This is a genomic window from Sporosarcina sp. P16b, from assembly GCF_002743065.1.
Lineage (GTDB): Bacteria > Bacillota > Bacilli > Bacillales_A > Planococcaceae > Sporosarcina.
This window is the reverse complement of record NZ_PDYO01000006.1, coordinates 172,019-193,037: the sequence shown is the minus strand read 5'-3', so window position 1 is coordinate 193,037 and position 21,019 is coordinate 172,019. Positions and strand designations below refer to the sequence as shown.

Sequence of the window (21,019 nt, the reverse complement as noted above, 5' to 3'; positions counted from 1 at the left end):
ATCGATTAGCTCGAGTTTCATTTGCTGGCATCAATTAAGATACTCATTTTGTTTGTGTCACCGTTAGGTGCACAAACTGTATTTCGTTAACGTTTTGCTGTTCAGTTTTCAAGGTTCATGTCGCAGTCGCTTTCTTGACTGTTCTATTACTATATCAGACACAATTTAAACTGTCAACAACTATAAACAACCTTTTTCAATTTCTTTTTACTTTCTTTTAGATTCTATGCATTAACGCTTTCAAAATGAAGCTTAATAAATAGTGAAAACCGCTCCCCTATTGAATCAGGAAGCGGTTCGTTATTATTTAATATAGATGAAATACAATATGAAGATTACAAATAACCCGTACATAATTGGATGAATTTCTTTTCTTCTACCGCTAACTAACATCGTAATAGGATAGAAAACGAAACCGATTGCGATACCTGTCGCTATACTGTACGTCAACGGCATGGCGATGATCGTAAAGAATGCTGGAACAGCGATTTCGAAACGTGTCCATTGTATGTTTCCTAAGGTCGACACCATCAATACCCCAACGATAATTAATGCCGGAGCTGTAACTGCCGGTGTGATGACTAATAGTAAAGGGGAGAAGAACAATGCTAGTAAGAACAACAAGGCGGTTACAATAGAAGCAAAGCCTGTTTTGGCACCCGCCGCAACACCTGCAGTGGATTCAATATAAGATGTAGTAGTGGATGTACCCATTACTGCCCCTGTTACTGTCGCCAAGGAATCCGCAAGCAACGCTTTACCTGCGCGTGGAAGGCGATCTTCCTTCATTAAACCCGCTTGAGTAGCAACTGCAACTAGTGTTCCGGCTGTATCGAAGAAATCTACGAATAGAAATGTGATAACGATGACGAGAAATTGTGTGGTCATCAATGAACCTGGATCGTTAATGATCGCATCAAATGCCGCACCAAAAGTAGGAGCAACTGACGGAATTTTATCTACTACCTTATGTGGTATGTCTATTAGACTGACTGCCATACCTAAAACTGTGGTCATGATCATCCCATAGAAAATAGCACCTTTGATTTTCCTAGCCATCATAATAATCGTGACAACTAATCCAAAGATCGTTAGTAATGTAGGACCCACTGTTAAATCACCTAAGCCTACTAACGTATTTGCATCCGCTACAATAATCTTGGCATTTTGCAGTCCTAAGAATGTAATGAACAAACCAATCCCTGCACCTACAGCAAATTTCAGCTGGGCTGGTATTGCATTAATGATGATTTCTCGTAATCCTGTCAATGAAAGAACTATAAAGATTAATCCAGAGAATAATACCCCAGTTAATCCTGTTTGCCATGGTATACCGTAGGTTAGCACTACTGTGAAAGCGAAAAATGCATTTAATCCCATGCCTGGCGCTAGACCAATCGGATATCTAGCTATCAGACCCATAAATAATGTTCCAACAGCCGCCGCGAGCGCAGTAGCAACAAATACAGCGCCTTTATCCATACGCATAGAATCAGGCAAATCAGGTACAACGTCCAAAGATAACATAATGGGATTTACCGCTAAAATATATGCCATGGCTAAAAAAGTAGTTATTCCACCGATGATTTCGCGACGATAATTGGTGCCAAGCTTGTCGAACTCAAAGTATTTTTTCATTGTGACCTTCCTTACTCTCATTATGTAAAAAGAGGCACGCGAAAAAAATCGCATGCCTCTCTTCTAATTCAATAGAAAAAACATTTCTATTTTGAATCGTAGTCGAAACATTTACGGTGTTTCGGTAGAGACTTCTAGGCCTTATTCCCAGCGTTATACGATCATATTCTGTTGTTTGTCTTATTCCCACTCAATTGTGCCAGGTGGTTTAGCTGTAATATCATATACAACACGATTGACCTGATCCACTTCAGTTGTAATTCGCGTACTGATTTTTTCTAGTACATCAAAAGGTATACGAGCCCAGTCTGCTGTCATGCCATCTACTGAATGAACCGCTCTGATACCGATCGCATAGTCGTAAGAACGTTGTTCATTACGCACACCTACACTGCGGATATTCGGTAATACTGCGAAATATTGCCAGATTGAACGATCAAGTCCGGCTTTTGCGATTTCTTCACGTAAAATATAATCTGCATCGCGAACGATTTCAAGCTTATCTTCCGTTATTTCACCAAGTACACGAACTCCAAGGCCCGGGCCAGGGAACGGTTGGCGGTTAACGATTTCTTCTGGCAACCCAAGCTCTGCTCCAACTGCACGTACTTCATCTTTAAATAATGCACGTAATGGTTCAATTAATTCGAAGTCCATATCTTCAGGCAAACCACCCACATTATGGTGTGATTTGATCGTTGCAGAAGTTGCAGTTCCACTTTCGATGATGTCTGCATAAATCGTACCTTGTGCTAAGTATTTGATACCGTCTAGTTTAGCGGATTCTTCATCAAACACGTAAATAAATTCATTACCAATAATCTTACGCTTTTGCTCAGGGTCTGTAACGCCTTCTAACTTGTTCAAGAAGCGTTCACGTGCATCTACTTTAATGAAGTGCATGCTGAACTGTTCGCTGAAAGTTTTAACTACACTTTCAACTTCGCCTTTACGTAGCAATCCGTGATCAACAAAAATACATGTTAACTGATCCCCTATTGCACGGTCGATCAGAGCGGCGACTACTGATGAATCAACTCCACCACTTAGCGCGCAAAGTACTTTACGATCCCCGACCACTGAACGAATTTTCTCTATTTCGATTTCAATGAAACGATCCATCGTCCAGTCGCCTGAGGCTTTACAAATTTCAAAAACAAAGTTACGCAAGAAGTCTTTCCCGTTTTCGGAACGATAATCTTCCGGATGGAATTGAATTGCATAGATTTGTTGTTCTTCATTTGAAATCGCTGCAATATTACCACTAGAGTCTTTTGCTGATGCAGTAAACCCTTCAGGTAATTCTGCAATGTCAGCGCTGTGGCTTACCCAGACATTTTGTTTTTCAGTCTGACCAGCAAACAATGCAGAAGCCGTATCCACGGTCAACGTCTCTTCTTTGCCTTCTTCACTTGTATTCTTTTCTACCTTACCGCCTAAATGATCGATAATTACTTGAGCTCCATAACTGATGCCCAATACAGGAATACCTAATTCGAATATTGACGGATCAATATCATACGCATTCTCGTCGCCAGCAGATGCTAGACCACCAGAAAGTACGATACCGACTGGATTCATTTTTTTAATTTCTTCAATTGTCGTTGTATGTGCGTGTAACTCACTATACACACCAAATTCGCGAATTGTACGCGTGAAGAGCTGATTATACTTACTGCCGTAATCGAGAACTACAATTTTTTCTTGTCCAGCTAACACAGGAGCATTTGACAACTAATCCACCTCTTCCAATTTTTTAATACCGTTTCATGCCTCAACTACAAAAGACGCGTTAGAAAGTCAACTTTCCACGCGTCTTTTCCATCAAAGAATCTAGGTACTGCTATTCAATGATAGCTGACGTTCGTTAGTGCAAGAAATGTCGAGGATATTCCAAGCATCATCCGATCTATATTTTACGCATATTTCGCTAAAAAATCAACAAATTGTGCTAATAATTAAATCTTCCCATACTTCATTCAACTTATCCCACTCTTGCGATTGCCAATCGTTACCGTATACCCCGATTTCATACGCACGGGTCAATACAGCCATTCGATCGCCGCCGTACCGCTCATCCACAAGTATTGCATAGTTGGATAGTGTCATTGCGGTATCCTTTGGCAAACCGGTACGCGCTAGTTGTTGTAATAACTGTGTAAATTGCTGTTCGAATTTCACGCGACCGTTCGGCAGTTTCTTCAATTGTTTTATACGCCATTTCGGTAACCAATTACTTCTTTTACTATATATAACGACACTCGCTCCTATTATCAACACGAATAGCGCTACATAAATCCACCATTGACTAAACAACCATGCAAGCTTTTGTTTGAATACGTCAAACGATGTCGAACCTCTTGTTTTCTTTGGAAGCTCTTTCTGTTGCTCCACTTCTGGTTTCACCGTTTTATTAATTTCCTCTTCTTCAGGACTTTCATTTGGAATATCAAATTCGATCTCTGTCGGCTGTGTAAAACCTAGCGTCGGCTCAAACGGCATCCATCCAATTTCAGGTATATATGCTTCTACCCAAGAATGAGCTTCATCATTCGTCACGCGATAGATATTTTCGCCTGAGGCTTTAAACGCCATTTCCCCGGGTGCAAAACCTTTCACCCAGCGCGTTGGTATATCCACAGACCTGAGCATGACCGCCATAGAAGTGGAGAAATTATCACAGTAACCCTTTTTTGTGTCAAATAGAAACTGGTCCACATAGTCCTGTTCTTCGTCAGGTATTGGAACGTTTTGTGTCTCGTAAACAAAACCGTTCTTTTTGAAGTATTGCTCTACCGCTTTCACTTTGTCATAGACGGCCGTTTCATTCTCTGTAATCGATAACGCTAGCTCCCTCACGCGTTCCGGTAATTCGTCCGGAAGTTGCACATAGCTATTCAAATCCTCCGGAACGGTCTCATAGTTCACCATCTCTGCTTTCTGCAAATCTGACATGATGTATGTAGGTTCAACAAATTCTATTTCATACTGTTCAATCTTTTCCTGCAGACCCATTAGCAAGTATAGTCGGTTCGCTGCCATCTCATGCATAAGGTCCAAACCTTCAGGTGAGGAAATCTTCGTCGTGCCATAGGGAGTGGCAAGAAACGGCAATGGTTCAGCGAAATCCAATAAAGCACGCGACACTTCCTCACCTACAAGAGGTTCCCATAAATCTTCACCTGTATCCAGTAGCTCTTTCAATGATTCTTGGTCCTGTATCCAGCCCTTCGAAGTGTAAGTGTCCTTCGTTTCGATTCGCCAGTATTGACGTTGTTCCACGGAAGCTTCAAACACTAACTGATTGTCTTGGACGAATGCTCCACCTAGTTGCGAATCATTAGGGTCATAACCCGCCCTGGCTTGTCCTTTATCAGACCCCTTGTCTTCCACTCCGCTCAAAGACAATAAGAACGGTACGGGATCAGGCCATGCTGGAGGATATACGGGTGCATTTCTGGAAAGCAATCCGACAGATATGACAATCAGTACCACCGGCAATGAAAGCAAAAGTAATCTTTTAGGACGAAGTGACAATCCCTTTTCACTGGATAGTTTAATTAATGTGAGAGTACCTACGATTACTAAACCCACCATCATAATTCTCACAATAGACGTAGTAGCATCATATGGAGTGAACGTATCCAACAGCGCAACAAATACTATGGTAAAACCAAAGAACATCATCATACTACTTCGCACTTCAATCCAGTGGCGAAGCAAATAGGCAATCATCCAAACTAATGTAAACAACAATACCGTACGAAATAAATTCGATAATTCACCCAGATCACCTTTGAATAGCAACAAGACATTCTGTTGGACATCTTGCCAAATGTAGCCTGTCGTTTCTATTGAAATCCATAGTTGGTCAAAATACATATAATGAATAGCCCATACTACATAAAGTATTTGAATCGCTCCACTGATCCACCAGGGTAATCGAAGTAAAGCCAATGCAAAAAAGAGCACCAGATAGATGATAAATAAAGAAGGATGGCCGAAATCTGTCAGTTCCATAATGGGGATAAACCACTCCCACAGTAAAACGACACTAAGTGCATATAAAAACACTAGCACTTTCCAATTCAATATCGGTTTCTTCATGAAGACACCGCCTTTTTCAACACCGATGAATAGTCAGATGGATACATCAGATTCACAGTAATACCGAGTAATTTCACTTGATCAATAATAGGCTCGAGGGATTTTACATGCGTATCGTCCGGCAACATTACAAAGCAAACTATTGTGGATGCATCACGAGTATACGTTAATACACGGTGGATGAAATCCATGCGAAGATTACCTGTAATAAGCAACATCGCATCCCGAGATGGCGCTTTCTCTATCGGCAACCTTACCTGTTGTAAATCTTTCGGCTGGATTTTAGCAAGGTGTACTAACGCTTGCCTAGTATGATCTGCGGAATGTATAGACGGAAATATTTTCGGTTGGTCACTTGCCGTGATCATGGTCAGCTTGGCATGATTCTGCCTAGCAGATACAATAATTGACGCAGCAAACTCCACTGCCTCTTCAAATGTTTCCGACATTCCACAATCCAGCAATACCGTATGTTGCTCCGATCGCTGTTCATCAAACTCCTTTGTCATAAGTTTCGAAGTGCGAGCAAATGACTTCCAATGAATCCAAGACATCCGGTCCCCCGACGCATATTCCCTGATGCTAGATGGTGTGGTTGCATCTTTCGCCAGCATGTAAGCGGAACGTTGCTGTCCGTCGCTCGTTCCATTGGATGCCGATTCATAAACCATAGCTGTGACGCTAGGATAGACCAAAAAATGGTCTTGAACAACAAATACTTTTCTTTTACGAATCCAATTAAAAAAGTCTACTACTTCTACTTCTACTGTCGGCAATGTGTATTCACCACGTTGAACATTCTGTAACAAATAGCTGTGCTCATATGTTCTTCGAAAACCTAGTAGTGTGATTTTCCGTTCAATCTTTTCGCGCTTGCCATGCACTCGTTTATCCATCAGAACTACGTACAACAAAGGGAAGGGAAGATTCCTTTTAAGAACCACACGAATAGATACCCGTCCATTTCTTGTTACATGTCGGTCTTCGATATATCGTTCCACGGTTAGATCTCGTAACGGATATAAGTAGAGTAGCGCGGAATATATCACAAACGGAATCAATGTATAGAGGATGAACCAGCTAACGAAGCCCCCTTGAAATTTTGCAAAGACGTAGGCGGCTATACCAATAGATAAGACATTCACGAAACGTCCGAACGATCGCAATTCAATCATAAAGTAGCAGACCTGCGCATAACTGGAACCGGCAAATGTTTGAGGATATAGCTAACAATTTCCTCAGCATCGATTCCTTCGTATTTCGCTTCGGGATGTAGAATCATCCGATGTGGAAATGCAAACGACGCTAAGTATTGTACATCGTCAGGCAAAACAAACGTGCGTCCTTTTATGAATGCATATGCCTGACAAGCTTTCATTAATGCCATCGAACCGCGTGGACTTACGCCTAACGAAACGGATTCGTGTTGGCGAGTTGCATCTGCACAATCCACAATATACGAAACAATCGTATCGTCTACAGTCACTTCGCGTACATGCCGCTGTAGCTCCAGTAATTCCTCCACTGTTAGAATGGCATCAATTTGCTCAATTGGCGTTTGCTGTTCCGCTCTTTTCAATAATTCTATCTCTTGCTGTTTTGTCGGATAACCCATTTTCAACTTAAAGATAAAACGATCAAGCTGTGCTTCCGGTAAAGGATATGTCCCTTCATATTCAATAGGATTTTGTGTCGCCATTACGAAAAACGGTTTCGGTAATTGTATAGTCGTTCCATCTACCGTAATCGACGCCTCCTCCATACCTTCCAATAAAGCAGCCTGTGTTTTGGGTGATGTTCGGTTGATTTCATCAGCCAATACGATATTCCCAATCAAAGGACCCGGACGAAATTCGAATTGCATCGTCTGTGGATTATAGATAGATACGCCTGAAACATCAGAAGGTAATAAATCTGGCGTGAATTGGATCCGTTTAAACTTTGCGCCAATTGAAGTGGCTAGTGCTCTGACTAACATCGTCTTGCCAACGCCTGGTACATCTTCTAGTAACACATGACCGCCAGCTAATAACGCTGTCATACTTAACTCCGCTATATCACGTTTTCCCACAATAACTTTTTCGATATTGTGTAATACTCGTTCGATCCATTGTGAATGCATAGTTGTTCTCTCCCGTCACGAACTGAATCCGTCTTGTTGTATGAAACTATCATACCTGAAACGAATAATGCCGACAAACAGAAAAACTGCCGACCCTTTATCTTATAAGAGGTCGGCAGTTTTCATTTCCAAAATTCATCAAATACCGTGATAGGCAAATGCCGTTTATGGGCTGATTTCAAATAATGTCCTTCAATTTGCTTTCGTGCTTTGTTCGATACTTCTTTTCCTTCAAGATAGTCATCGATTTCATCATATGTTACACCTAATGCTACTTCATCCGGAATAGCGGGTTTATTGCCCTCTAAATCAGCTGTAGGGATTTTATTGTATAAGTGTGGTGGACAGTCTAGTGCTTCTAACAATTGTTTTCCTTGGCGTTTATTCAGACGGTAAATCGGCATAAGATCCGCTGCACCATCACCAAACTTTGTGTAGAAGCCAGTGATTGCTTCAGCTGCGTGATCTGAACCTAGAACGACCGACTGATGGACAGCCGCTACAGAATATTGCACTTTCATACGTTCGCGCGCCTTTTCATTTCCTTTATCAAAGTCAGAGATATAAAGACCCGCCTTGGTCAGAGCCCGTTCACTGGCATCGACCGCTTCTTTAATATCTACTGAATAGACGACCGATGGACTAATAAAACGCAATGCATCCTGACAATCGTCTTCGTCAAACTGCACGCCATACGGTAAACGGAGTGCATAAAAGCGGTATTTTTCTTGCGCTAATTCTTCGTTAAGTTCATCAATCGCCATCTGCGCTAGTTTGCCAACTAATGTAGAGTCTTGACCACCAGAAATACCTAATGTGAATCCTTGTAAAAATGTGTTCTTTTTCAAATATGCTTTCATAAAGTCAATGGAAGTCCGGATCTCTTGCTGCGGGTCGATTTCCGGCTTCGCACGTAATGCTTGGATAATTTCTTGCTGCAATGTCAACGCTCCCACTTCCTTTTCATCGTTTTGTATAGCTCTCGACCATTTCATGTACTTCTTCAATATTACGTCGCTTATTATCCCAACACTTTTGACTAAGGTCGACAGGATACTCTTCTGGATTCAAAGAACGTTTATATTCTTCCCATAGTAAGGAAAGATTTTGTTGTGCAAATTCACGAATTTTATAAACTGGTGGATTTTTATAAATGATTATTCCATCGCGAATAACTTGCTCGTGTAAGTTTACCGCTTCAAAATTCGTCACAAACTTCGAAATAAATGTATGCACGGGGTGGAACATTTTGATACGTTCTTCTGTTGTCGGATCTTCGTCATGCATCGTAATGTAGTCACCTTCCGCTTTGCCATTTTCAAGGTCAATGATTCGATAGAGTTTTTTGCGGCCAGGTGTTGTCACTTTTTCTATGTTTGCCGAGATTTTAATCGTATCTTGCATTTCCCCGTCATCGCTTTCTATGGAGACAATTTTATAGACTGCCCCAAGCGCTGGTTGATCATATGCCGTAATCAGTTTGGTTCCAATGCCCCAAATATCGACTTGGGCTCCTTGGGCTTTCAAGTTTAAAATTGTATACTCATCCAAATCATTGGATACTACGATTTTCGCCTCTGTGAAACCGGCTTCATCTAACATACGGCGAGTTTCTTTTGACAAGAATGCAATATCTCCGCTGTCCAGTCGTACGCCGATGAAATTAATGCTGTCTCCAAGTTCTTTTGCCACTTTAATGGCTGTCGGAACGCCAATCTTTAACGTATTATACGTATCCACTAAGAACACGCAATCGCGATGACGTTGTGCGTATACTTTGAATGCCGTGTACTCATCTTTATAAGCTTGGACAAATGAATGTGCATGCGTTCCCGAAACAGCTAGTCCGAAACGTTTTCCTGCGCGTACGTTGCTCGTAGATTCCACGCCACCAATAACCGCTGCACGCGCGCCCCAAACTGCGGCATCCATTTCATGCGCACGTCGGCTCCCAAACTCCATCACCACATCATCTTTCACTACTTGCTTGATCCGGCTAGCTTTTGTGCTGATCAACGTTTGGTAGTTAATAATATTTAGCAATGCTGTTTCGATCAATTGCGCTTCAATCAAATTCGCCTCAATCCGGATAATGGGTTCATTCGCAAAAACGATTTCTCCTTCTTTCATGGAGTACACGTCCCCGGTAAAACGGACGCCTTTCAAATAGTTGAGGAAGTCATCAGCAAATCCAAGCTCTTCTCGTAAATAAGCTAAATCGCTTTCAGTGAATGAAAACTCTTCAAGATACTTCAGTACATGTTCAAGACCTGCAAATATCGCATACCCGTTACCGAATGGAATTTTTCTAAAATATACTTCGAATACTGCTTTCCGTTCATGAATGCCGTCCGCCCAATACGATTCGGCCATATTGATTTGATATAGGTCTGTGTGTAACGCTAAACTGTCGTCTTTGTATGATGAAGTCATATTCGTCTCCTTCTCCCGCTGCAATAATATTGTCATTATACACTATTTTCCCTATTTCTCAGCAAAGTAATCATTAACTGGTGAATTGACTTCAGAAATATAAGTTTTTAAAATTAGCAAAGAAAAGACAGAAGTCAGACTCCCTTAAATTCGGAGTTTACCTTCTGTCCCACGTAATTATTTCTAGTGATATTTAGTTCTGTTTTAGCTTCCCAATTTCTCATTGAAAGGAGTCGTCACTTCATTTTTCAGCAATCCTCTATAACCATATATGTTGCTTTGACAGGACCATGTACACCGATGACGAGATTCATTTCAATGTCCGCGGAGTTGCTTGGACCTGTGATGAAGTTAATACAGGATGGGACTTGCTCGCCATTGTTTAGTTTTTCTCGAATCATATCTGATGCCTGGGTAATTCTTGGGACTAGCGTGCTTTTAGGGATTAAGGCAATATAATGCGTTGGAAGCAAGCTGACTGAACGACCTTTGTCCGCACTACTGAATAGTACAACGGTGCCGGATTCTGCAAGGGTCATGTCGCTGAATGTGATGCCGATATTTGCTTGTTCAGCCAATTCGATGTTCTTTTCTCCAAGTGAAGGATCCCAGCTATTGACTTCAATCTGTTCTGAAGGCCACTTTGTTTCTAACAGGTCCGATAATCCATATTCCCCAAAACGTCCGTCTTTCCATAGAGATAGTGGTCCGCCACCATAAGCTTTTACCACTTCGTCTAGCGCAACTGGCAATGATTCTTTTGTCGTTTCGACGATATCTGTATGAATTTGCTCACATTGCACACGTAATACTCCGAGCAATTCATCTAGTGAAGCGTCTGCTAACACTGTACGCTGTGGCTGATGTTTCCAGATCGGTTTTTCTACTTTCATTTTGGGTTCGCGCCCTAATTGTGTCGCGATCGTCGCTAGAAAAGCATCACGGTTTTGAATTGTTCCTCCCATGCTTATTTGCCCCCTTTCTGATCATAGAACCAGTCACGGAAACGCGTATTTCCGACAGCTGGGAACTCCCGTAAATCGGTCCAGTCCTTCAGCGGACCCGGACCTTTTGATATCCGGTCATTTTTCGTCAAAGGTTTCATCGCGGTAGATGCTACCTTTGAGCCCATAGAATACAACGGATTCGATGCAGCACCAATCCCGAATGCTTTCATTGCCAGTCTTTCGGAAATAGGTGATCGACCTTCTTCTTCCACAATGATGCGTCGATGTGTGTGAAGTAGTTCGTGAAGAGGGATTTTCACCGGACAAGCATCCGTGCACGCTCCGCATAGTGTGGAAGCAAACGGCAGCTCCTTGAAATCGTCGTAACCCCCAAGCAATGGCGATAGCACAGCACCTATTGGACCCGAATAGATTGAGCCGTAGGAGTGCCCACCGATATGACGATAAACAGGACATACGTTGACGCAAGCAGCACATCGGATACATTGCAACACGGATTGAAATTCTGTCCCTAAAATTTCGGATCGTCCATTATCGACGATAACTAAATGGAATTCTTCTGGACCATCCACATCCCCTTCATCTCTAGGGCCAGTTAACGCTGTGACATAACTCGTCAACTTTTGTCCCACTGCACTTCGTGTCAATAAGCTGACCAATACTTCGAATTCTTCAAAAGAAGGTACTACCCGCTCCATGCCCATTACCGTAATTTGAGTTTTCGGCAATGCAGAGACAAGTCGTGCATTCCCTTCATTCGTCACAAGACTAATGGAGCCGGTTTCAGCAATCGCAAAGTTGCAGCCTGTAATACCTATGTCTGCATCCAAGAATTCCTGGCGTAGCTTTTCACGTGCATGCAAAGCCAGTTCTTCCGGTTTAGAAGTCTTATGATAATCCAACTTCTCCTCAAAAACCTCGCGAATTTGTTCCCTATTTTTATGAAGGGCAGGTGCTACGATATGAGACGGCGGATCATGATCATCTACTTGAAGGATATACTCTCCTAGGTCTGTCTCTATGACTTCACATCCGGCTTCTTCCAGTACAGCATTCAGATTAATTTCTTCCGTTACCATCGATTTAGACTTCACAACTTTTTTACCATCTTTTTTCTTAATGACATCCCGGACATAATCACTCGCTTCTTCAGCAGTCTTCGCAAAAAATACGTGACCGCCACGTTCTGCTACATTTTCACTTAGCTGATGTAAATAGAAGTCCAGGTTTTCAAGGACATGCTGACGAATTTCTTCTCCATGTGAACGCCATTCTTCCCAACTACCCAGCTCCTCTGCAGCGTCTAGTCGTCTACCATGCAAACGCTCCTGAGCACTGGCCACTGCTTGTCTCATAAAATCGTCTGAAATATTTTCCTTTGTTCGATCGGTAAAGTTTTTCTTGCTGAATTTCATAGCCATTACTATCACCTCACTTTTATTTACTCATTACTATTTAACACTTGCGCGATGTGCATGACACGGATTGGTTTACCCACTCGTTCTGCACGTCCTCCAATATTCATCAGACAACCACAGTCCGCCCCGATTAAATAATCTGCTTCAGTCACTATGGCACTATTGACCTTTTCATCTACCATCTGTTCAGAGATATCCCCCATCTTTACGGAGAATGTACCGCCAAAGCCGCAGCAATTATGAGCATTGGGTAAAGGGATCATTTCGAGTCCTTCCACTTGATTCAATAACTTTTTCGGTTCTTCGCTAGCGCCTAGTAATCTCGTCATATGACAAGACGTATGATACGTCGCTTTTCCTGTCAATTTCGCTCCTACATTTTCTACTTGCAGCACATTCACGAGAAATTGTGTGAACTCATACGTTTTATCTGCCAACTCTTGAGCCCTCGGTAACCAATTCGGATCATCTTTGAATACGTCAGGATATAGTTTAAACATCGTGGCACAAGATCCGGATGGAGTAACTACATACTCTGCATTTTCAAATGTCTTAATCATATTTTTCATCGCTGATTTTGAATTTTCTACATAGCCACTGTTATAAGCAGGTTGTCCGCAACATACTTGTCCTTTTGGAAACGACAATTCACAGCCTTGTCTTTCGAGCACTTCTACCATATCTTTACCAGCGTCTGCATAGAACATGTCCACTAGGCATGTGATAAACAAGCTAACTTTCATAGTCATTCACCTCTTCAAGATAGATTTCATAAGGTCAACAGGTCATCAGATGACTTTAAGTTATTTCCTAGCATACTATAAAGCTTATTGATTTAACAGATATTTATGACAAATAATTTAAAAATCACCCGTAACAAGACGGGTGATTTCATATTTTGATTGACTTCAAATAATTAGACAATACATTTTCTACGTTGACCAAATGTCCTTGCATATGAATTGCTGCGAGATCGGGCTGCTGTTTTTTAATCGCTAGAAAAATCGCTTCATGCTCTTCATATAATCGATCAACAGTCGCTGTTTCCGTATACAAGCAGATTCTCCGAGTTTCCCTCATGGATTCTCCTATGAGGCTTGCCACGTGGTTCATTAGTGTAACGAGCAACGTGTTGCCCGTAGCTTCTGCAATCGCAAAGTGGAAGTCAAGATCCGCTTTTTCTCCAAGAAGAATATCACCTGCATGTTCTTTCATACTGCGCAAAGCCTTTTCCATTTTCGCCAAGTCTTCATCTGATCGATTTAGCGCCGCGTTGGTAACTGCTCCTACCTCTAGTATTTTCCGCACGCCTAGTAAATGATCGACGTCTTGCTGATTCATCAAAATAGCGCTTTGCAATGGAAATGCCAAGTCTTCAGATGAAAATTCATTGACGTACGTCCCTTCACCTTGCCGCATTTCAATGAGCCCCAATGCACGCAATGATGTCAATGCTTCCCGAATGGCTGATCTTCCGACACTGAAGCTTTCTGCCAATTGCTGGACGGAATCCAGTTTATCTCCCGGCTTAAGCTCGCCGCTCCGAATCATTTCCAGTAAAGCATCTGCTACTTCCTCATATATTTTCTTAGGCTTGATTCGCTTATAGTTCATGATCTCTCACTCCTGTCTGCTGTATTCATTATAATCCAAAAATACACCCTGTGCTAAATTCGAATAAGTTATTCACTATCAGAAAACACAAAATTCTTCTTGTCTTTTAATTTGGCAGTCTATATAATCAGAAAAAGAAGTCATTAGGTCATCAGATGACCTAATGAGTAGTAGTTAAATGAAAACGTTTCCAAAAAAATGATACTGGAGGTTATTTATTTGAATTTACTTGTACTGTCTCTTATTGCTTTACTGCCCATTATTACTATTTTCGTATTTTTGGTCTTATTGAATTGGCCCGCAAGTAGGGCTATGCCTATTGCACTCGTCGTTACTGCTTTGATAGCTATATTCATTTGGGGAACGAAGACAAATATCGTGGCAGGTGCTGCGTTCAATGGATTAATTACCGCTTTAGAGGTTATATTCATTGTCTTTGGCGCCGTACTCTTGCTCAATACAATAAAAGAAAGCGGAGCAATCCACACAATTCGTAGCGGTTTCACTTCCATTTCACCAGACCGTCGTATCCAAGCGATTATTATCGCCTTTTTATTTGGTTCCTTCATCGAAGGTGCATCAGGATTTGGGACACCAGCTGCAGTTGCGGCACCCCTGTTAGTCGCAGTCGGTTTTCCTGCACTTGCTGCTGTTATGGTGTCATTAGTAATTCAAAGTACAGCCGTATCGTTTGGAGCGATCGGAACCCCTATTCAGATTGGTGTCAGTACAGGCCTTTCCGATCAGCCCGCTGTGATGGCAGCACTTGAAAAAGTAGGCATGAGTTTTCCCGAGTTTCTACTGCAAATTACTACGAATACTGTACTAATTCACGGGGTAATTGGTTCTTTGATTCCGTTATTTCTGGCTGCCCTGCTGACACGCTTCTTCAGCCCTGCCAAGTCCTTCCGTGAAGGAATGAAAGTGTGGAAGTTTGCGTTGTTTGCAGGTCTAGCATTCACTATTCCTTACTTCATTATCGGAATTACATTAGGTCCAGAATTCCCCTCCTTGCTGGGTGCACTCATTTCATTAATCATTGTGATCCCCGCTGCTAGAAAAGGTTTATTCATGCCAAAAGTAGAAGATACTTTCGATTTCCCACCGCGCACACAGTGGGAGGAAGATTGGTTCGGCAAGCTGAATCACGAAGTGCCCAAACCGCTGGATGAAAGCCGTAGAATTTCGATGTTGAAGGCATGGATGCCATATTTAGTGCTAGCAGGTTTGCTTGTACTTTCAAGAACACTTGAACCCTTCACTGCTTTACTTAAACATTCCGCTGTCACACTCAAATTTGAGAATATATTCGGTTCGGGTATCACAACGGCAACTACACCATTATTCCTGCCCGGTTTCTTCTTTATTGTTGCTTCATTGTTCGGTTATTTATTGTATCGTATGAAACCTTCTGAGTACGTACTTGCTTGGAAGAATTCATTCCACACAGCTGTTACTGCAGGAGTTGCATTAATATTTGCTGTACCAATGATTAAAATATTTTTGAATACTTCATTGGCAGCCGGAAAAGTGGCTGCAGATAGCGCATCTTTGGTCGGTGAAAACATGCCGCTAATTTTAGCTGAAAGCGTTTCCGTCGTAAGCGGAGAGTTTTGGCCAATTGTTGCACCAATTGTCGGTGCGCTCGGCGCATTCATTGCCGGCAGTAACACCTTTAGCAACATGATGTTTTCACTGTTCCAATTTGGCGCAGCAGGTAATATCGGTCTTGATACTGCTCAAGCAGGCATTGTTGTAGCGATGCAGGCAGTCGGCGGCGCTGCCGGAAACATGATTTGCGTGCATAACGTCGTGGCTGCTTCGGCTACAGTCGGTCTGATAGGCAAGGAAGGGCTACTCATACGACGCGTCCTCTTCCCTCTAAGTTATTATCTATTGACTGCAGGTTTCTTGGGAATGGCAATTATTCATGGAATCTTCAATATCTGGCTACTCATTGCAATCATCATTGTTGTTGGTTTTATAATGAAGATGTCCACAGATAAACGTAAGTTGTCTGCAAATATCTTGCGACAGCCATCATAAATAGCAACAATAAAAAAGAGCCTTATGGCTCTTTTTTCATACTGTTATTCATTTATCTTCGTGTGAGTACTTTCAAGCAAAATCAGCTTCGCTTTTTGGTTTCTCCCGTCACGATAGCCTGACAAACTGCCATCTTTCGCAATAACACGGTGACAAGGCACCACAACCATCACAGGATTCTTGCCTATTGCAGATGCTACAGCACGAACAGATGAAGATTTCCCAATCTGTTCCGCAATTTCTGAATAAGTCATAGTTTCACCATACGGTATTCGTTGCAGTGCTTCCCATACTTGCAGTTGAAACGATGTTCCTTTTAAATCAAGTGGTATCACTGAAAAATCTTTCGTTGTACCCGATAAGTACTCCTTCATCTTGCTTATATAGACTCCGAGCTTTGTTTCATCTTCTATTAAGTCAACTGTATCAAACCGGTACGACCAGTCCTTCATACGTTCTACACTATCTTCAGCTAGTCCGGCATAGCACAGTCCCTGTTTTGTAGCAGCTATTGTTACAATCCATTCATTAAAATCAAAATTTGTCCAATAAATCAGTTACGCCACTCCCCTTTCATCCGAACAACTTCAAGCCTACAGCACCGAAAATAATGAGCGATAAAAAGAAGAGACGTTTGATGCTAGCAGATTCTTTGAATATCAAAATCCCCATCAATACGGCTCCTGCCGCTCCTAACCCTGTCCATACCGCATACGCTGTACTCATCTGTATTTCGCGCATAGCAAGAGACAGGAAAACAAAACCAAAACCAAAAATCCCCACAATGAGTAACAGTCTTTTAATTGAACGCTTCTGTAAATAATAATTAATACTCACCACACCGAAAATCTCACCGAGACTGGCAATAACCAAATACACCCAAGCCACTGTCAGCCACCTCCTTCTGTATCGGCTTTTTCATCTGTTGTCAGCTTAATGCCCACTACCCCAATGACGATGAATCCGATGAAGGTCAGCGTAACCCACGTAAAACCTGCTTGAAAGAAGAATATATCCACTAATAGGATTGCAGCGGCACCAGAGCCGGTAAATACAGCGTATACCGTGCCGGCAGGTAATCTTTCACATGCTTTTATAATGAAATAAAAACTCAATACAATCGCCATAACCGTTCCGGTCCATTGCATTACAGTTTCAGAATAACGAAGACCGACTACCCAGAAGATCTCTATAACAGCCGCCAATGCGACATAGCCCCAAGCCAAAATGAAAATCTCCTTTCCATTATGAATAGTATCTATCAGTATAACAAATCTTTTACTGAAACAAAAAAATCAATAACTGATGTTAAAAGGAAACTTGCATCTAGTATATCTGCATGATAGAATAAATCCGTCAACAGTTTTTCCTATATTATGAATATTCTTATCGAGAGAGACGGAGGGATAGGCCCAGCGATGTCTCAGCAACCAGCCATAGGCACGGTGCTAATTCCAAGGGTGACAACCACCTTGAAGATGAGAATACTGTATACACTTGTATGTTCGAGGGCCTATTCGAAAAGAAGAGGTTCTTTTTTATTTTGCCGGGGGGGATGGATATTCATGACAAACAACGGATTAGAAACTAGATTAGTACAACTTGGAAACCACAGTGATGAGAAAACCGGAGCAGTCAATACACCGATATACTTGTCAACAGCATACCACCATGAAGGTCTAGGCAAGTCCACGGGATATGATTACACACGAACAAAAAACCCTACGCGTTCTATCCTAGAGGATGGAATTGCAAACCTAGAATCAGGTGACCAAGGATTTGCATGCAGTTCTGGAATGGCAGCCATTCAACTTATTTTATCTTTATTTAAAACAGGTTCGGAACTATTGGCGCCTGAAGACTTATATGGCGGTACCTATCGCCTGTTTAATCAATATGAAGAAACGTATAATATTAAGACGCGTTACTTATCGTTCGATGATGTTTCAGAAGTCGAGCAAGCGATTACTGATCGTACAAAAGCGATCTTCTTGGAAACGCCTACAAATCCATTAATGCAAAACATAGCCATCAGTACGTATGCGGAATTGGCTAAAAAACATGATTTATTGCTAATTGTCGACAATACGTTTTTAACACCTTATTTCCAGCGGCCAATTGAGGAAGGCGCAGATATTGTCATTCATAGCGCAACGAAATATATCGGTGGACATAATGATGTGCTTGCAGGTCTAGTCGTGGCAAAAGGTGAGGATTTATGCGAACGTCTATTTACCAATCATAATGCGATTGGAGCTACATTGTCTCCTCTTGATTCATGGCTTGTCGTACGCGGTCTAAAAACTTTGCATTTACGCATGAAACAGCATGATGCAAATGCGAAAATGATGGTCTCTTATTTAGAACAAGAACCTCTTATTGCCGACGTGCTCTACGCTGGAATCGGTGGTATGTTATCATTCCGAGTACAAAATAGTGAGTGGGTCGGGCCATTCCTTGAAAATATGAACTTAATTTCATTCGCCGAGAGTTTGGGCGGTGTGGAAAGCTTCATTACGTATCCGACTACACAGACGCATATGGATATCCCATTAGAAGAACGTAATCGTCGTGGAGTAGACGACCGTTTGCTCCGTTTCTCAGTGGGAGTAGAAGATGTAGAAGATTTGATTGCGGATGTAAAACAAGCCCTTTATGCTGCAAAAGAAGTAGTAGAAGGCGTAAAAGTTCAATAATAGTAAACAATACAACTCGAACAGTCAATTTAACTATGACAGTTCGAGTTATTTTAATTCATTTATAGCAAGACACGACCGATTGAATCTATACAAAAAAGCATCCAATTATATTGAATGCTTTTCTTTATTAATGAGCTTGATGCCATTTTTTCTTTTCACTCGCATAGACGACCGCTGCCGGTGCTGCGATAAACGTAAGCGCCGCCATTCCGGCGAACATACCCGCCAGTTCTTTACTTCCAAAGGAAAATCCAGTTGCTGCACCTAATACAATTCCTGCTAATACCGCCAACGCAACAATCTTATACATGTTAGACCCCCGACCTTTCATTTGTAAGACGCGATCGTCTCTCTGATTTATTCGTTGCTTTTATCATACTCTCATTGAGAACCTTTTTCAAGTACAATTGAGAATCTTTTTCAATGTTTGTTAACATGTACTATTATCGTATGTTGTAAGCAGTAGTTTAATGTGCAAGAAACAAAAAAACGTCAAGGCTTTTACACCTTGACGTTCAAATTTTTTTATTCTTCTAGTAGTTTTAATGATTCACGATTAAAGGCTGGAAGATCATCAGGTGTACGGCTTGTTACAAGTTGATTCTGACAGACTACGACTTCTTTGTCAGCGTATTTTGCACCCGCATACTCCATGTCTACGCGAATGGACGTATATCCCGTTGCATCGCGTCCTTCAAGTGATTTTGCTGTTATGAGCAATTGTGGACCATGACAAATTGCAAATACAGGTTTTTTTGCATCCATAAATTCTTTGACAAACTTTACGAAACGATCATCTGCACGTAAAATATCCGGTGAAAATCCACCTGGAATAAACAATGCGTCATAATCTGACGATTTGACGTCAGCAATTGCTCTATCAATTTTCACTTTAGTATTTTCTTTCATACCCGTTACTTCTGATCCTGCTTCCGCACCGATCACTTCTACTTCATGTCCAGCTTCTTTATAAGCAGCAGCTGGTTTCAAGTATTCCGAGTCCTCGAACATATCTCCAAGTACTGTTGCAATTTTAGCCATAATGCTTACCACTCCTTATATGATGTTCTATAAATACTATTCCACATTATAAAGAGACTAAACATTATCACCCGAGATCTAGTTCCCCTTCAGCCGCCAAGTGAGTTATCATATTACTAGTTAATAAATATCTTTGTAGCTGAGTAGAGTCCTCCCCTACTCGTATAATTATGTCTACATGGGGGCACATATATAGTACAGAGCTGTATGTAGGGATGACTTCTTAAAAACGAATGAACAGGTTTTTTAACCGTAAATACTAAATAAAGGGGATGAATGTTGTTGGGGGTACACCAATACTTTAAAAGCTTATCTGATTTAGAACAAATTATTCGTTGTCCTGGAAAGTTCAAATTTCAAGAGCATTCTGTCGCTAGCCATTCATTTAAAGTGACAAAAATTGCCCAGTTTCTTGGGACTGTCGAAGAGGAATCTGGACAGAATGTGGATTGGAAAAGCCTATATGAAAAAGCATTAAACCATGATTACGCAGAACTATTCACAGGGGATATTAAGACACCTGTAAAATACGCTTCGAAAGAATTGAAGAAGCTATTCGGTGAAGTGGAAGAGGAAATGACAAGAAAGTTTATTGAAAAAGAATTTCCTACTGAATTTCAAGCTATATATTTGGAACGATTGAAAGAAGGTAAGGATAAAACATTGGAGGGACGTATCTTATCCGTTGCTGATAAAATTGATTTGCTGTACGAATCATTTGGTGAGATCCAAAAGGATAATCCAGAGCCATTGTTTATAGAAATTTACGAAGAAGCATTAAGGACAATACTGATGTTTCAAGACATGAACTGTGTAGAATACTTTTTAAAACATATACTTACAGATATGCTCAGTGAACGATTTACTGAACATAATGAGTTAACTGACATTACAATGCGAATAATAGAGGAACAGGAAGAGTAAAAGATATTT

At 41.4% G+C, this 21,019-nt stretch carries 19 protein-coding genes and 2 riboswitches; of the genes, 3 read left to right on the top strand and 16 right to left on the bottom strand.

Features of this window, described 5'->3' with window-relative positions; translation table 11 throughout:
• Positions 1-303: 303 nt before the first annotated feature.
• The 11 genes from CSV77_RS09840 to CSV77_RS09790 form a co-directional block, all read right to left on the bottom strand.
• A complete protein-coding gene (locus tag CSV77_RS09840; protein ID WP_099673275.1) occupies positions 304-1,638 on the bottom strand; it encodes an NCS2 family permease in 1,335 nt (444 codons plus the stop codon).
• A 79-nt stretch (positions 1,639-1,717) separates the two neighbouring features.
• Positions 1,718-1,819, bottom strand: a riboswitch (purine riboswitch).
• Positions 1,819-3,372 carry a glutamine-hydrolyzing GMP synthase gene (gene guaA, locus CSV77_RS09835; protein WP_369802752.1) on the bottom strand — a complete coding sequence of 518 codons (1,554 nt, stop codon included), beginning with the start codon at positions 3,370-3,372 and terminating at the stop codon, positions 1,819-1,821. Its footprint overlaps the riboswitch before it by 1 nt.
• A gap of 204 nt (positions 3,373-3,576) precedes the next feature.
• Positions 3,577-5,745: a transglutaminase-like domain-containing protein gene (locus CSV77_RS09830; protein WP_099673274.1), complete on the bottom strand. Its 2,169-nt coding sequence runs from the start codon at positions 5,743-5,745 to the stop codon at positions 3,577-3,579.
• Positions 5,742-6,920: a DUF58 domain-containing protein gene (locus CSV77_RS09825; RefSeq protein ID WP_099673273.1), complete on the bottom strand. Its 1,179-nt coding sequence runs from the start codon at positions 6,918-6,920 to the stop codon at positions 5,742-5,744. The genes CSV77_RS09830 and CSV77_RS09825 overlap by 4 nt, the downstream gene beginning before the upstream one ends.
• Positions 6,917-7,867 carry an AAA family ATPase gene (locus tag CSV77_RS09820; RefSeq protein WP_099631927.1) on the bottom strand — a complete coding sequence of 317 codons (951 nt, stop codon included), beginning with the start codon at positions 7,865-7,867 and terminating at the stop codon, positions 6,917-6,919. The genes CSV77_RS09825 and CSV77_RS09820 overlap by 4 nt, the downstream gene beginning before the upstream one ends.
• Before the next feature lie 122 nt (positions 7,868-7,989).
• The gene (gene nadE / locus CSV77_RS09815) at positions 7,990-8,814 is read right to left on the bottom strand and encodes an ammonia-dependent NAD(+) synthetase (RefSeq protein ID WP_099673272.1); all 825 of its coding nucleotides are present in this window, start codon (positions 8,812-8,814) and stop codon (positions 7,990-7,992) included.
• Positions 8,815-8,830: 16 nt separating this feature from the next.
• Positions 8,831-10,300, bottom strand: a complete 1,470-nt coding sequence (locus tag CSV77_RS09810; RefSeq protein ID WP_099673271.1) for a nicotinate phosphoribosyltransferase — start codon at positions 10,298-10,300, stop codon at positions 8,831-8,833.
• A gap of 248 nt (positions 10,301-10,548) precedes the next feature.
• Positions 10,549-11,265, bottom strand: coding sequence for a LutC/YkgG family protein (locus CSV77_RS09805; RefSeq protein ID WP_099631924.1), 717 nt, complete (start codon positions 11,263-11,265; stop codon positions 10,549-10,551).
• Between the two features lie 2 nt (positions 11,266-11,267).
• Positions 11,268-12,689 (bottom strand): LutB/LldF family L-lactate oxidation iron-sulfur protein, encoded by a 1,422-nt coding sequence (locus tag CSV77_RS09800; protein ID WP_099673270.1) that lies wholly within the window; start codon positions 12,687-12,689, stop codon positions 11,268-11,270.
• A gap of 20 nt (positions 12,690-12,709) precedes the next feature.
• Positions 12,710-13,429 carry a (Fe-S)-binding protein gene (locus tag CSV77_RS09795; RefSeq protein ID WP_099673269.1) on the bottom strand — a complete coding sequence of 240 codons (720 nt, stop codon included), beginning with the start codon at positions 13,427-13,429 and terminating at the stop codon, positions 12,710-12,712.
• Positions 13,430-13,577: 148 nt separating this feature from the next.
• A complete protein-coding gene (locus CSV77_RS09790) occupies positions 13,578-14,300 on the bottom strand; it encodes a FadR/GntR family transcriptional regulator (protein WP_099673268.1) in 723 nt (240 codons plus the stop codon).
• Positions 14,301-14,519: 219 nt separating this feature from the next.
• Between CSV77_RS09790 and CSV77_RS09785 the strand changes: the two genes are divergently transcribed.
• Complete coding sequence (locus tag CSV77_RS09785; protein ID WP_099673267.1) at positions 14,520-16,346, top strand: L-lactate permease; 1,827 nt, start codon at positions 14,520-14,522, stop codon at positions 16,344-16,346.
• Between the two features lie 44 nt (positions 16,347-16,390).
• Here CSV77_RS09785 and CSV77_RS09780 read toward each other — a convergent pair whose 3' ends face one another.
• The 3 genes from CSV77_RS09780 to CSV77_RS09770 are packed head-to-tail and all read right to left on the bottom strand — an operon-like array spanning position 16,391 to position 17,572.
• Positions 16,391-16,900 (bottom strand): methylated-DNA--[protein]-cysteine S-methyltransferase, encoded by a 510-nt coding sequence (locus CSV77_RS09780; protein WP_483315662.1) that lies wholly within the window; start codon positions 16,898-16,900, stop codon positions 16,391-16,393.
• A 19-nt stretch (positions 16,901-16,919) separates the two neighbouring features.
• The gene (locus CSV77_RS09775) at positions 16,920-17,234 is read right to left on the bottom strand and encodes a DMT family transporter (RefSeq protein ID WP_144034671.1); all 315 of its coding nucleotides are present in this window, start codon (positions 17,232-17,234) and stop codon (positions 16,920-16,922) included.
• A gap of 2 nt (positions 17,235-17,236) precedes the next feature.
• Positions 17,237-17,572, bottom strand: a complete 336-nt coding sequence (locus tag CSV77_RS09770) for a DMT family transporter (protein WP_099673264.1) — start codon at positions 17,570-17,572, stop codon at positions 17,237-17,239.
• A 157-nt stretch (positions 17,573-17,729) separates the two neighbouring features.
• Positions 17,730-17,831: riboswitch (SAM riboswitch) on the top strand.
• An 80-nt stretch (positions 17,832-17,911) separates the two neighbouring features.
• Here CSV77_RS09770 and CSV77_RS09765 point away from each other — a divergent pair.
• On the top strand, positions 17,912-19,042 hold the full coding sequence (locus tag CSV77_RS09765; RefSeq protein ID WP_099673263.1) for a methionine biosynthesis PLP-dependent protein: 1,131 nt from the start codon (positions 17,912-17,914) through the stop codon (positions 19,040-19,042).
• 130 nt (positions 19,043-19,172) lie between these two features.
• Here the strand turns inward: CSV77_RS09765 and CSV77_RS09760 are convergent, their stop codons facing one another.
• Positions 19,173-19,355, bottom strand: a complete 183-nt coding sequence (locus CSV77_RS09760; RefSeq protein WP_099631915.1) for a hypothetical protein — start codon at positions 19,353-19,355, stop codon at positions 19,173-19,175.
• A gap of 215 nt (positions 19,356-19,570) precedes the next feature.
• Positions 19,571-20,086, bottom strand: a complete 516-nt coding sequence (locus CSV77_RS09755) for a type 1 glutamine amidotransferase domain-containing protein (protein WP_099673262.1) — start codon at positions 20,084-20,086, stop codon at positions 19,571-19,573.
• A gap of 282 nt (positions 20,087-20,368) precedes the next feature.
• Between CSV77_RS09755 and CSV77_RS09750 the strand changes: the two genes are divergently transcribed.
• Positions 20,369-21,010: an HD domain-containing protein gene (locus CSV77_RS09750; protein ID WP_099631913.1), complete on the top strand. Its 642-nt coding sequence runs from the start codon at positions 20,369-20,371 to the stop codon at positions 21,008-21,010.
• The last annotated feature ends 9 nt before the right edge of the window (positions 21,011-21,019 follow it).